This is a genomic window from Pseudalkalibacillus hwajinpoensis (assembly GCF_039851965.1).
GTDB classification, from domain to species: domain Bacteria; phylum Bacillota; class Bacilli; order Bacillales; family Guptibacillaceae; genus Guptibacillus; species Guptibacillus hwajinpoensis_E.
In genome coordinates this window covers 2884097-2896712 of record NZ_CP156674.1, presented here as the reverse complement: position 1 = coordinate 2896712, position 12616 = coordinate 2884097, and the positions used below count along the sequence as shown (strand labels likewise).

Sequence of the window (12616 nt, the reverse complement as noted above, 5' to 3'; positions counted from 1 at the left end):
ATCACCCTACTTTAAGACGGGTCAAGTCTATAAGAAAGCAGCTTGAAATCTGGCGTATACGTGAAAGTTCCATAAATAATGCCGTGACCTTTCATCATATAATCAAGGATATGATAATCACCTGGAGCCATTGGAAGTTCACTCACTTCGTCTGTCTTTATCCAGGAAACTATGCCTTCTTCCGACTTTTCAACCGGCTCTCCATCATATTCTGTCGCAAGGAAAGTAAACATCATCCATTCAGATTTCGTTACGTCATTTTCTTTAATAATGAACGTGAAAATACCTTTAAGTTTTGGGTTTTTTAAATACACACCTGTTTCTTCTCGAAACTCTCGAATCACCGAATCACGAATCGATTCTTCCGATTCCATTTTCCCACCTGGTGCAACCCACCATCCACGTCTTGGTTTTTTCAATAAGAGTACTCGATCATGGGCTTCGTCGTTTAAAATACAGTTTGTTACGCGTTGCACAATTGTCACCTCAATTCGGCAATCCGATTTTTTATACGAGAGTCCGTGTATATACAGACTTCAAGATTTTCTATTCATAGTATACTATGATTGCTTATCATGAACAATGAGAGCGGGTTGAAGAAGAAAAATCAGCGGCTACTATAAGAAGGATAAATCGCTGCAAAAAAAGAGCACGGAGCAAATGCCCGTGCAAAATGTAAATTATTTTAAAGGGGGGGTCAAATCTATATATAGTATATCCCATTATTGTTTCACTGCTGTTACAACAAAATTAAAACCGAATTACGGGTGTCTGTCAAAGTGACAGGCACTACCAGAAATCACCCGAAACATGTCGAAAAAGCAGAGAATCCTGAGATTCTCTGCTTTTGTATTTCTGTTCAGCCTCGTTATTAAACAAACGCTTTTTTACCGGCGTCTTCGAGTGACTCGATGTAATGCTGAACAGACTGTGCAGCATTACTACCGTCTCCTGTTGCTGTTACAATCTGGCGAAGCATTTTGTCGCGGATATCTCCCGCTGCATAAATACCTGGCACTTTTGTTGCCATGTTTTCGTCAGTTACAATGTAACCTTCTTCATTCGTAATATCAAGACCGCTAACAGCTTGATTTAGTGGAAGCATACCGATGTAAATAAAGACACCATCTGCGCTAAATTCACGTTCTTCCCCAGTTACCGTGTTCACAAGAAGTGTTTTCGTCACTTTACCATTTTCACCAAGGATTTCTTTCACGGTATGGTTCCAGATGAAATCGATTTTCTCATTATCAAACGCACGTTGTTGAAGAATTTTCTGTGCGCGAAGCTGATCACGTCTATGAACAATTGTTACTTTAGAAGCGAAGCGTGTTAAATAAACGCCCTCTTCAACAGCAGAGTCTCCCCCGCCAACAACCACAAGCTCTTTGTTCTTAAAGAATGCACCATCACACACAGCGCAGTAAGAAACCCCGCGGCCACTATATTCAGCTTCTCCTGGTACACCAATTTTCTTGTATTCAGCACCACTTGTGACGATAATCGCTTTTGCATGAAATTCCTGATTACCAGAAACAACCGTTTTATAGTCCCCATTGTCACGAATTTCTTTCACATCGCCATATTGGTACTGTGCGCCGAATTTCTTAGCGTGTTCGAACATTTTCGTTGAAAGATCCGGTCCAAGAATACTGTCAAACCCTGGATAGTTTTCTACATCTTCTGTATTCGCCATTTGTCCGCCCGGAATCCCGCGTTCGATCATTAGAACATCGAGATTAGCACGAGAAGTGTATACAGCTGCAGTCATACCTGCAGGTCCGGCACCGACAATAATGACATCATAAATTTTTTCACTCATCTGCTTCACTTCCTTCACGATCATAGAAATTAATTATATTTATTATTAAAGAAGAATGTTTCTTATTCAAAATCATATCTGATCATCATTAAAAAGTCTATCAGATTGCTCACAGCACTTCAGGCTCGAGTAAACGGGTTAGCTTTTTACGATACGTAGAAACGGTTGAACTAGAAATACCAAATGCTTTTGCAATCTCAAGCTGAGATACGTTCGTCTCATTCACCTTTTCCCACATATAAAGCATGGCAGCTGCTGTTCCTTTCGCATTCTGGAAACCATCACCGCTATATGAAAGTTTAACATAGCAGGGCAGCCAGATCCTTGCAATTAGCTCATGCAAATCTGTGTCAGTTATGTCTGCTTGTTCAAGCTCTGCAATCACTCTCATACCTGCCAAAACGTATTCAGGAAAATCAGTCAGCCGTTGCGCCGTATAGCTGCCACCATCCTCCACCACATGAACCGGCTCGCCGGAAATTGACAAAGCGATATAGGCAGAGAGTTCCTTAATTAGAAGCGGCTCATCCTTTCGCTTACAATACGATTGAAGAATCGAAGCACCTTCTGGATCACGTCTTGTATAAAGAAGCATGAGATGGGTCATACGTGCATGATACTCATGCTTTTCCTCCTGCTTCAATTCTACATGAGGCGTTTGAGAGCGATAGCTTACACGTTCTTTCTCAAGAGTGCCGCTTTCTAATTCAGAGAGATGAACTTCTGCGATACTGCTTGAAGGATCAAGTTGCAGAATCTTTTCCCAGTAACGTTTTGCAAGATCTAATCGGTCAAGCTGAAAAGCAGAAACGGCAATCCAATGATAGAACGGAATATCCCACACACCACGCGTGATTTCTACTTTACGGAGCCAGTGTAAGGCTAGCTTATGCTCACCAAGAAAACCGAACGTGCTGCCAAGCTTATACGAATGATCTGGATGAATGGGATAGACATTCTTTAACCGCTCAACCATCAGATCACGCTTCACATGTTGTCCAAGGAAATCATAAAACAATGCAAGATTACATACCGCATTTAAATTCCCCTCATTTTTAGTCAGCACAACATCGAGTACTTCGATCGCTTCTTCATATTGTTCATTATAGAAATAAGCAAGCGCAAGATTATTGTAAGCTGGCCAGAATTCAGGATAGCCATTCGTCATGTGCTCTAGCAATTCAATCGCTTCAGCAAAACGACCTGTTTCAATTGCCTTCCGAGCTTCTTCATGCTCTTGAATTAGCTTTTCCTCTTCGTCAATCTCTTCAGGCATATCCTCGGATTTCTCAAACAGAATAAGGTCAACCAGTTCTTCCGCATCTTCTATAAACTCACCATCTGGTTCTTTTTCAAGATAGGCTCTTGCATATTCTTCTGTCTGCTTAAATAGACCCATATGCGCATAGTTGTTTGCTAGATAGAAATAGCATTCGTAAAAGTCAGGATCCAGATCGTCAAGAACAAATGTCAGCCACTCGTTTGATGCTTCGTATTCACCTAATTCCGCCAGTACCGCTGCTAGTTGACATATATAATCGACTTCTTCGGGAGCAAGCTTAACAGCACGTTCAAGGTGCTGTCTTGCTTTATCAAGGTTCCGTTGCTGATAGGCTCTCATTGCCTTTTTAAAAAAATAATCTCCGTTCTGAACGAACGGAATCAGCCGACCTTTCATTTCCGAAGAAGCATGAAGTTCTTTCCTCATGTTTTCCCCCACTATTTCTTAAAAATATTTCCAAAACCAGTCACATCCGTTCAAAATTATAACATACATCGGCTTCATTTCATAAATGAAAGTGTATAGAAAAAACTGGCTATTAGACTTATCTTATCTTTTTCCATAATAAAAACGAGCCAGTAAGCTCGTTTTTATTTCCACATCTTATCTTTCCGTTTCTTAATTTCATCAGCAATAAACCCTACGCCCATTCCAAGCAGTACACCCGGACCAGGTTCACCAAGAAACAATCCAATAGCGAGACCAACAAACATAAACCCTACAAACATTGCCATTCGCCCCATTTCACCTATTCGAATTTAATTGTTCTACGAATAGGTTGGGTAAAAGTTTCAGTCTTTAGATGCGTGTCGCTTCTCAAGAACAGAAAGCACATCATCTAGGGAGCATTTTTGTTCTCTTAATAGCACCATAAGATGGAAAAGTAAATCCGCGGATTCCCAGGTTAACTCCTCAAGATCACGATTTTTAGCCGCAATGATAACTTCAGAAGCTTCTTCGCCAACTTTTTTCAGAATCTTATCAACACCTTCTGTAAAGAGATATGTTGTATAAGCTCCATCAGGACGTTCCACTTCACGCTTTGCAATGACTGCTTCAAGCTTATTTAGAATTGCGAAACGATCTTCGGAAGCCTTCACTTCGCTCTCCATTAACGAATTGGAAAAGCAGGAGTAGTCCCCTTTATGACAGGCAGGTCCTGCTGGATTAACAAAAACGAGTACCGCGTCTTGATCGCAGTCATAGTGAATATCTGTTACGGTCTGAGTGTTTCCTGACGTTTCGCCTTTGTGCCATAGCTCATCGCGTGAACGACTATAAAACCACGTTTCTTTTGTTTCAATTGTTTTCGTAAGCGATTCTTTATTCATATAAGCAAGTGTCAGGACTTCTTTACTTGTTGCATCCTGCACAATTGCAGGAACTAATCCTTTTTCATCAAATTGAATCATATCGGTATTCATCGAATCGCCACCCCGTTTTGTTTTAAGTAATCTTTCACATGCGCTAGTGAGGTTTCTTTATAGTGAAAAATAGAAGCAGCCAGCGCAGCATCTGCTGAAGCCTCATCAAAAACCTCTAAAAAGTCTTCAGAAGATCCAGCGCCTCCAGAAGCAATAACTGGAATGGATACAGCTTCGCCAATTACTTTTGTTAAGGGAATATCAAAACCATTTTTACTACCATCTGCATCCATACTCGTCAGCAGAATCTCACCTGCTCCCATTTCCTGAGCTTTGATCGCCCATTCAACAGCGTCCCACTCTGTGGCAGTTCTTCCACCGTGAGTATACACGCGCCAGGATTTTGAATCCGCCTCCCACTTCGCATCGATCGCAACAACCATGCACTGTGTTCCAAAATAGTCTGCGCCTTCCCCAATCAGTTCAGGACGAAGAACTGCAGCCGTGTTCATCGACACTTTATCCGCTCCAGCGCGAAGAACACGCTTCATATCCTCCAGTTTATTGATTCCGCCACCAACGGTAAACGGAATCGCAAGCTCAGCCGCTACCTGGCGAACGACGTCAACCATCGTCTCTCTTTCTTCATGTGAAGCAGAAATATCGAGAAAGACGAGCTCATCAGCCCCTTCTTTGTCATACGCTCTTGCAAGCTCGACTGGGTCACCGGCATCTCGAAGGCCGACAAACTGGATCCCTTTTACAACGCGGCCATCTTTCACATCAAGACACGGAATAATACGCTTTGTTAGCATCCCTATACCTCCAGTGCCTGTTTCAATGTAAATTGGTTCGTGTAGAGGGCTTTTCCGATAATTGCACCGCTGATTGAATCACTTCTTTTCCGAAGACTGATTACGTCATCAAGCTTGCTAATGCCACCTGACGCAATTACTTCCTTACCTGTTGCTTCACCAAGCTCAGCAATTGCCTCCACATTAGGACCAGACAGCGTGCCATCCTTTGAGATATCAGTAAAAATAAACACTTCTGCTCCGTGTTCAGCAAGCTCGATCCCAAGATCAACCGCTTTGATTTCAGAAGTCTTCAGCCATCCTTCGACCGCCACATAGCCATCTCTCGCATCAATGCCAATCGCAATTTTCTCTTTATAACGAGCGAGCATTCTTTTCACGAAATCAGGATCTGAAATTGCGCTGCTTCCAAGGATAATGCGATCCACACCATTTTCTAAATAATAGGCAACGTCTTCCTCTGTACGAATACCGCCCCCTATTTGTACTCGCGCCTGTAGCTTATTAGCCACTTCAAGCACATGATGGTCGTTCACACGCTTCCCTTCTCTCGCTCCGTCAAGATCGACCATGTGAATCCACTCTGCTCCATCATCTGCGAATTTTTTCGCCATATCATAAGGGGAGTCACCGTAAACTGTTTCCTTACTGTAATCACCTTGAAGAAGACGAACACACTTGCCGCCCCTCATATCGATTGCTGGGTAGATGGTAATTGGCATATTAAGCTTCATTCCTTTCAACATATTGTGCATAGTTTTTAAGAATAGTTAGCCCTGCATGGCTGCTTTTCTCAGGGTGGAACTGTGTGCCAAACACCTTTCCTTTTCCAACAACGGCAGGCACTTCTTCAACATAATCGGCTGATGCAATCAACACATCACGATCGTCTGTATCCACATAATAAGAGTGAACAAAATACACGTGCTCATCTCCTACTTCGTTCATAAGAAAGGAGTCTTTCTGATGAACTAGCCTGTTCCATCCCATATGCGGAACTTTGTAGGTCAGACCTGAAGCATCTTTTCCAGGAAACTTCTTCACTTTACCCGGTAAGAATGAAAAACCTTCTGCATGACCGTTTTCATGACTTTCTTCGAATAAGAGCTGCATGCCGAGACAGATACCAAGCAGTGGCTTACCCGCTTCTACCTCTTTTTCGATAAACGTCCTTAAGCCGGTTTCAGTTAAGATCGACATCGCATCACGGAATGATCCTACTCCAGGAAGAATCAGTCCAGTTGCTTTCGCAAGGTCTTCCTCTACTTCCGATACAAAATAATCATAGCCAAGTCGTTCTAGTGCCTTACTCACGCTATATAAATTGCCCATTCCATAATCAATAATCCCGATCATTTACAGCATTCCCTTCGTTGATGGAACGCCTTTAACACGTGGATCAATCAACGTTGCTTCATCAAGTGCACGTCCAAGCGCTTTAAAAATCGCTTCAATAATATGGTGTGTATTGTGACCGTACGGAACGATGACATGCAAGTTCATTCTCGCTTCGATCGCAAGCTTCCAGAGAAATTCGTGTACTAGTTCCGTATCAAACGTTCCCACTTGATTGGACGGCAGCTCTACGCGATATTCAAGGTGTGGACGATTACTCAGATCAACGACTACCTGAGCAAGCGCATCATCCATCGGTACAAACGCATTTCCATACCGCTTGATGCCTTCCTTCGATCCAAGCGCCTGTCTTAGTGCCTCACCAAGGCAGATTCCGATATCTTCTGTGGTATGGTGATCATCAACTTCGGTATCTCCATTTGCTTGAATGGATAAATCAAACTTTCCATGCTTTGTAAACAGATCAAGCATATGGGTTAAAAAAGGAACTCCAGTTTGAAGTTCGGAGTTCCCTTCTCCATCAACGCCAAATGTCAGGTTAATCGATGTTTCCGATGTTTCTCTTGAAATGGAACTTGTTCTCTCTTCACTCATCTCAAATCCTCCAATCGAAGTTCAACAGCTCTTGCGTGGGCATCTAGACCTTCAAGCTTCGCAAGTGCTGCAATGCTGCTTCCATTCTTTTTCATCGCTTCTTTACTGTACGAAATAACACTTGATTTTTTAATGAAATCATCTACGGAAAGCGGACTTGAAAAACGCGCTGTTCCGTTCGTCGGAAGTACATGGTTCGGTCCTGCGAAATAATCGCCAACAGGCTCAGAGCTATATGGTCCAAGAAATATAGCACCGGCATGACGTATTTTACCAAGTAATGTCATTGGTTCATTGACCATGATTTCAAGGTGCTCAGGTGCTAGATTATTAACTGCCTCCACGCCAGCAGCCATGTGGTCTACTACATAAATGGCACCATAGTCATCAATGGATTTTGACGCTATTTCAGCACGTGGAAGCTCTTCAAGCTGCCTTTTCACCTCATTCTGGACACGTTCAGCAAGCGATTCAGACGTTGTAACAAGAACGGCACTTGCGCGCTCATCGTGTTCTGCCTGTGATAAAAGGTCAGCCGCGACATAGGCAGGGTTCGCTGTACCATCAGCGAGCACGACAATCTCACTCGGTCCAGCTATCATATCAATATCAACGATTCCAAACACTTCTCGTTTTGCGAGCGCTACATATATATTGCCAGGACCTACGATTTTATCAACCTGCTCAATCGTTTCAGTTCCATATGCGAGCGCCGCAACAGCCTGCGCTCCCCCAATCTTGAAAATTTCCGTCACACCGACTTCATTCGCTGCAACAAGAACACCGGCTGGTACTACTCCATTGGCATCAGGTGGAGTAACCATCGCAATTCTTGAAACTCCGGCGGCCTTTGCTGGAATCACATTCATAAGCACGGATGATGGGTATGCTGCTTTACCACCGGGGACGTAAACACCTACAGAATCAAGAGGTGTTACCTTCTGACCAAGCAACGTACCATCCTCTGACGTTGTAAACCATGATTCACGGCGCTGGCGATCGTGGAATGTTTTGATATTCGCTGCCGCATCTCTAATTGTTGACACAAGCATGTCTGATAACTCGCTATACGCCTGCTTAATCTCATGTTCAGTAATACGGAGACTATCTAAAGCGGCGCCGTCAAACTTTTTTGTGAACGTTCTTACCGCTTCATCGCCGTTTGCTTTGACCTCTTCAAGAATCGTTAGAACAGCCTCGCGCTGGTCCTCTGTTCCTTCTTCAATGGAACGCTTAATGGAAATCCCATCATTCATCTTAATGATCTTCATCTTCACTGCCTCCTTCTACAACGGCAGAAAGGCGTTCGACCATATCATCAATGATAGCGTCTTTTGTTCGATAGCTTACAGGGTTCACGATAAAACGCGAGGTAATCGGCTCAATAAAAGCCGTTTCCATTAGTCCGTTTTCAGTTAAAGTTCTACCTGTTGAAACGATATCGACGATACGATCAGCAAGACCGATTAAAGGCGCAAGCTCAATCGATCCATTCAACTTAATAATCTCAACCTGCTCTCCCTGCTCACGAAAATAATTCGAGGCAACGTTCGGGTATTTCGTAGCGATTTTAGGCGCAATCCCTTTTATTGGCGCATCGGAAAGACCTGCAACAGCAAGGTAGCAACCGCTGATTTTAAGATCAAGCACTTCATAGACGTTTCGTTCCTCTTCAAGCATGACATCTTTACCTGCGATACCAACATCTGCTACACCGTGTTCTACATATGTAGGGACATCCATCGGCTTTGCGAGAATAAAGCGGATGTTTTCTTCTTCAATCTCTAGAATTAATTTACGAGAATCATCAAACTCCAGAGGCAGTTTATAACCAGCTTTGCGAAGCAATTCAACTGCTTCTTCAAAAATCCGCCCCTTTGGCATGGCCATCGTCAGCATTACAATGTCCCCTTTCCGTTCTTACCAATCATATAAACGACGTCTTCGAACCTTTCTGAGTAAGTATCAAGATCTGAGACTCCGCTTAACTCCTGCATAACAACTTTTTCACCCTGCGCTCTTCTTTTAGAAGCCTGTTGAATGGCTTCTTTTCGGCGTTCTGGACTAAAAATAATTGCATTCGGTAATCTTTCATCACCAGTAACACCTAGCGCTTCAGCAAGATGGTCGAGGCGAATTCCAAACCCAGTTGCCTGAGCGGGCCGATCAAAGTGGGAGAGTAGTTCATCGTAGCGTCCACCGTTACTTAAAGGCACGCCAAGATCATTTGCATATCCTTCGAATACGACTCCAGTGTAATAGCTCATATGGCTGACGAGAGTGAAGTCAAACTTCACCTGATCGGCTACTCCATAGGTTTCAAGCGTATTCAAGAGTGTCCGAAGTTCATTCAATACGTGTTCGCCAGCTTCCGTAGGAAGAAGTTCAATCGCATCATTTAATTTAGAGCCATCTCCTCTAAGCGTTAGGAGGCCTATCAATCTTTTTTGATCAATGGTTGAAAGCGGCATTTCACGTACATGCTGACGATAGCCAACATAGTTTTTTTCATATAAGTAGCGTCGAAGAACCGCAGCACGATCCTCATTACCTACAATCGACAGAAAGAGCTCTTGAATAAAGCCAACGTGCCCAATGGCAATCTGGAAATCTTTAAGACCTGCTTCTTTTAATACAGCAGCCATTAGAGCGATAACCTCCGCATCAGCACTTGTGGTTCGATCACCGATTAGTTCCACACCGATTTGTTCAAATTCAGCCGGTTTTCCACCTTCGTCTTCCTGCGCGCGAAACACGTTTGAATCGTATGCAAGACGTAATGGAAATGGCTCTTTCTTCAAACTAGATGCTGCAACTCGAGCGATTGGAGCTGTCATGTCGGGTCTAAGCACAAGAGTGTTGCCGCGCTGATCAAGTAGCTTGAAAAGCTGTTGATCAAGGATAGCTGAAGCTTCCCCAACTGTTTCATAATACTCAAGTGCAGGTGTATTCATAAAACGGTAACCCCACGTTTCCGTTACATGCTGGATCTTTTCACGGATTGATGCTTTAAATTTGTATAATAATGGTAGCGTATCCCGCATACCAAGTGGCTTTTCAAATACAAAAGGTCTTGTCATTGATCTGCACCTCTCATTCACTTTAGTTCGCTAACATACTAACAAGATGAAGTTATTTGTAGTGTACACGCCTATAAAATTTTCGTCAACCAGTATGAGCGCATTATTCCCTTTACCCTTTTTCTGTACTCGTACGGTATTCCCCTTCAATTCTTTAGATCCTGACGTGAAATCAACTTTCCTTTCCAATAAATGAAAACTATAATAGAAACAGGTTAACCTATTCATAACAGACCATTTCAACCCAAGCACTTTTAAGAGGGATTAAAATTGAGAGGATGTGTCACGTGGTAAATAAAATTTTCTTTTTCTTAGTCATCATTGGTGTTCCCCTGTCAGTCGCAGGCAGTCTCTTACACTGGTCGCAAACCCTGATGTTTGTTGTGTATTGTTTAACAATCGTTTCACTTGCTGCATATATGGGCAGGGCGACAGAAAGTCTTGCCATCATTTCAGGACCAAGGATCGGTGGATTATTGAACGCAACTTTTGGGAATGCAGTTGAACTTATCATTTCCATTTTTGCATTAAAGGAAGGATTAATTGAAATTGTGCTCGCTTCCTTAACAGGTTCGGTGCTCGGAAACCTGCTTCTCGTTGCCGGTTTGTCATTCTTTGTTGGTGGCGTGAAATTTAAACGCCAGAAATTTAACGTTTATGACGCAAGACATAATTCCGGGCTATTAATGTTCGGAGTCATTGTAGCGTTTGTTATTCCTGAAGTATTTGCGATGGGGATGAATGATGCCGAAGCAATCAACTTAAGCATAGGAATTTCGGTCATATTAATCGTTCTTTATATTGCTGCTCTTTTGTTCAAGCTTGTTACCCATCGAGGTGTTTACCAGCATGTAAGTGAACATGAGGGTGAGCATCATAAGGAGGAACCTGAATGGAGTAAAAAGAAAGCGATGTTCGTTTTAGCGCTTTCTACAGCAGCCGTAGCATATGTATCAGAAAGTCTCGTTCATACATTTGAAACCGTTGGCGAAACATTTGGATGGAGTGAACTTTTCATAGGGGTTATTATTGTTGCGATTGTTGGTAATGCAGCGGAACACGCCTCTGCGATCATTATGGCTTATAAAAACAAAATGGACATAGCGGTTGAAATCGCGATTGGATCAACCCTTCAGATTGCGATGTTTGTGGCACCAATCCTTGTTCTTATATCCCTCTTCTTCCCGGTGCAGATGCCGCTCGTCTTCACCCTTCCAGAGTTAGTTACAATGGTAACAGCCGTTCTTCTCACAATTGTTATCAGTAATGATGGAGAAACAAACTGGTTCGAAGGTGCTACTCTGCTTGCCGCATACCTGATCATGGGAATCGGATTTTATTTACTTTAATCACAAAGCCTGCAATTTGCGGGCTTTTTTGTTACAGTAACTGAGGGAAGTTATACAGCATACCGTATAAAAAATCCGGATTAAGATTAAATTCCGTGTTTCCCCTAAACCATTTAATCATTTATTTCACTTTAACTTTATAAGCATTAAACAATCCCTAGAAAGTAGGCGAAAACATGATTCACCGTAAAACAAAGCGAGAGATTCAATTAATGAAAGAAGCCGGACAGATTCTTGCAGACTGTCATAAAGAACTTCGCAACATCATCAAACCAGGCGTTACCACGAAGCAGATTGATGATTTTGTCGAGTACTTTCTTGAAGAACACGGTGCGACCCCTGAACAAAAAGGATACATGGACTATCCTTATGCAACGTGTGCGTCTGTAAATGATGTCATCTGCCACGGGTTCCCCGGGAGCCGGAAGCTAAAAGAGGGAGATATTGTCACGATTGATATGGTTGTGAACTTGAATGGCGCTCTTGCAGATTCTGCATGGACCTATGCGGTAGGCTCCATTTCAGATGAAAAACAGCATCTACTTGAAGCAACAAAAAAATCACTTTATCTTGGCATTGAGAAGGCAGTGATTGGTAATCGCATCGGAGATATCGGCCACGCCATTCAGAAATATGCTGAAGCAGAAGGATTTGGCGTTGTGCGCGATTTCACAGGGCATGGCATCGGACCGACCCTTCACGAAGAACCAATGATTCCTCATTTCGGCGAACCTGGTACAGGAACACGTCTAAAAGAAGGAATGGTTATCACCATTGAACCAATGCTTAACATTGGCGGACCATTCAGCACGATTGACGAAGACGGTTGGACGGCCCGCACAGTGGATGGCTCCACTTCAGCACAATACGAGCATACACTTGCTATTACAAAAGATGGCCCCGTTATTCTAACAGATCAGGGAGATCAATAACACGAAACCCGCAGCCGATACT

Annotated in this window: 14 protein-coding genes; 2 read left to right on the top strand and 12 right to left on the bottom strand. The window is 43.0% G+C overall.

From position 1 onward, the window contains the following. Positions 1-11 precede the first annotated feature (11 nt). The 12 genes from ABFG93_RS14970 to ABFG93_RS14915 all read right to left on the bottom strand — a co-directional run bounded on the left by ABFG93_RS14970 (position 12) and on the right by ABFG93_RS14915 (position 10313). Positions 12-476 (bottom strand): 8-oxo-dGTP diphosphatase, encoded by a 465-nt coding sequence (locus ABFG93_RS14970; protein ID WP_347548827.1) that lies wholly within the window; start codon positions 474-476, stop codon positions 12-14. Between the two features lie 395 nt (positions 477-871). Beyond that, positions 872-1822, bottom strand: a complete 951-nt coding sequence (trxB, locus tag ABFG93_RS14965) for a thioredoxin-disulfide reductase (protein WP_347548826.1) — start codon at positions 1820-1822, stop codon at positions 872-874. A gap of 109 nt (positions 1823-1931) precedes the next feature. Continuing rightward, a complete protein-coding gene (locus tag ABFG93_RS14960) occupies positions 1932-3530 on the bottom strand; it encodes a tetratricopeptide repeat protein (RefSeq protein WP_347548825.1) in 1599 nt (532 codons plus the stop codon). A gap of 164 nt (positions 3531-3694) precedes the next feature. Beyond that, positions 3695-3838 (bottom strand): hypothetical protein, encoded by a 144-nt coding sequence (locus tag ABFG93_RS14955; protein ID WP_347548824.1) that lies wholly within the window; start codon positions 3836-3838, stop codon positions 3695-3697. A gap of 57 nt (positions 3839-3895) precedes the next feature. Continuing rightward, entirely contained in the window at positions 3896-4528 is a 633-nt protein-coding gene (hisIE, locus tag ABFG93_RS14950) for a bifunctional phosphoribosyl-AMP cyclohydrolase/phosphoribosyl-ATP diphosphatase HisIE (RefSeq protein ID WP_347548823.1), read from the bottom strand. Further along, entirely contained in the window at positions 4525-5283 is a 759-nt protein-coding gene (hisF, locus tag ABFG93_RS14945; RefSeq protein ID WP_347548822.1) for an imidazole glycerol phosphate synthase subunit HisF, read from the bottom strand. Before hisF ends, hisIE begins: the two co-directional genes overlap by 4 nt. A gap of 2 nt (positions 5284-5285) precedes the next feature. Beyond that, positions 5286-6005 (bottom strand): 1-(5-phosphoribosyl)-5-[(5-phosphoribosylamino)methylideneamino]imidazole-4-carboxamide isomerase, encoded by a 720-nt coding sequence (hisA, locus tag ABFG93_RS14940; RefSeq protein WP_347548821.1) that lies wholly within the window; start codon positions 6003-6005, stop codon positions 5286-5288. Position 6006: 1 nt separating this feature from the next. Continuing rightward, the gene (hisH, locus tag ABFG93_RS14935) at positions 6007-6639 is read right to left on the bottom strand and encodes an imidazole glycerol phosphate synthase subunit HisH (protein ID WP_347548819.1); all 633 of its coding nucleotides are present in this window, start codon (positions 6637-6639) and stop codon (positions 6007-6009) included. After that, positions 6640-7233: an imidazoleglycerol-phosphate dehydratase HisB gene (gene hisB / locus ABFG93_RS14930; protein WP_347548818.1), complete on the bottom strand. Its 594-nt coding sequence runs from the start codon at positions 7231-7233 to the stop codon at positions 6640-6642. After that, positions 7230-8504 (bottom strand): histidinol dehydrogenase, encoded by a 1275-nt coding sequence (hisD, locus tag ABFG93_RS14925; protein ID WP_347548817.1) that lies wholly within the window; start codon positions 8502-8504, stop codon positions 7230-7232. The genes hisB and hisD overlap by 4 nt, the downstream gene beginning before the upstream one ends. Continuing rightward, positions 8491-9132, bottom strand: coding sequence for an ATP phosphoribosyltransferase (gene hisG, locus ABFG93_RS14920; RefSeq protein WP_347548816.1), 642 nt, complete (start codon positions 9130-9132; stop codon positions 8491-8493). The genes hisD and hisG overlap by 14 nt, the downstream gene beginning before the upstream one ends. Further along, positions 9132-10313: an ATP phosphoribosyltransferase regulatory subunit gene (locus ABFG93_RS14915; RefSeq protein ID WP_347548815.1), complete on the bottom strand. Its 1182-nt coding sequence runs from the start codon at positions 10311-10313 to the stop codon at positions 9132-9134. The genes hisG and ABFG93_RS14915 overlap by 1 nt, the downstream gene beginning before the upstream one ends. Before the next feature lie 278 nt (positions 10314-10591). Between ABFG93_RS14915 and cax the strand changes: the two genes are divergently transcribed. Both cax and map read left to right on the top strand, forming a co-directional pair. After that, positions 10592-11662, top strand: a complete 1071-nt coding sequence (gene cax, locus ABFG93_RS14910) for a calcium/proton exchanger (protein WP_347548814.1) — start codon at positions 10592-10594, stop codon at positions 11660-11662. Positions 11663-11838: 176 nt separating this feature from the next. Continuing rightward, positions 11839-12594 carry a type I methionyl aminopeptidase gene (gene map / locus ABFG93_RS14905; RefSeq protein ID WP_347548813.1) on the top strand — a complete coding sequence of 252 codons (756 nt, stop codon included), beginning with the start codon at positions 11839-11841 and terminating at the stop codon, positions 12592-12594. Positions 12595-12616: the final 22 nt, after the last annotated feature.

Excerpts from the sequence above, each read along its gene's own strand:
- hisH (WP_347548819.1), bottom strand. The coding sequence starts at position 6,639 with ATGATCGGGATTATTGATTATGGAATGGGCAATTTATATAGCGTGAGT.
- trxB (WP_347548826.1), bottom strand. The coding sequence starts at position 1,822 with ATGAGTGAAAAAATTTATGATGTCATTATTGTCGGTGCCGGACCTGCA.
- map (WP_347548813.1), top strand. The coding sequence starts at position 11,839 with ATGATTCACCGTAAAACAAAGCGAGAGATTCAATTAATGAAAGAAGCC.
- hisD (WP_347548817.1), bottom strand. The coding sequence starts at position 8,504 with ATGAAGATCATTAAGATGAATGATGGGATTTCCATTAAGCGTTCCATT.
- ABFG93_RS14955 (WP_347548824.1), bottom strand. The coding sequence starts at position 3,838 with ATGGCAATGTTTGTAGGGTTTATGTTTGTTGGTCTCGCTATTGGATTG.
- hisG (WP_347548816.1), bottom strand. The coding sequence starts at position 9,132 with ATGCTGACGATGGCCATGCCAAAGGGGCGGATTTTTGAAGAAGCAGTT.
- hisB (WP_347548818.1), bottom strand. The coding sequence starts at position 7,233 with ATGAGTGAAGAGAGAACAAGTTCCATTTCAAGAGAAACATCGGAAACA.
- ABFG93_RS14915 (WP_347548815.1), bottom strand. The coding sequence starts at position 10,313 with ATGACAAGACCTTTTGTATTTGAAAAGCCACTTGGTATGCGGGATACG.
- hisA (WP_347548821.1), bottom strand. The coding sequence starts at position 6,005 with ATGCCAATTACCATCTACCCAGCAATCGATATGAGGGGCGGCAAGTGT.
- hisIE (WP_347548823.1), bottom strand. The coding sequence starts at position 4,528 with ATGAATACCGATATGATTCAATTTGATGAAAAAGGATTAGTTCCTGCA.
- hisF (WP_347548822.1), bottom strand. The coding sequence starts at position 5,283 with ATGCTAACAAAGCGTATTATTCCGTGTCTTGATGTGAAAGATGGCCGC.
- ABFG93_RS14960 (WP_347548825.1), bottom strand. The coding sequence starts at position 3,530 with ATGAGGAAAGAACTTCATGCTTCTTCGGAAATGAAAGGTCGGCTGATT.
- cax (WP_347548814.1), top strand. The coding sequence starts at position 10,592 with ATGTGTCACGTGGTAAATAAAATTTTCTTTTTCTTAGTCATCATTGGT.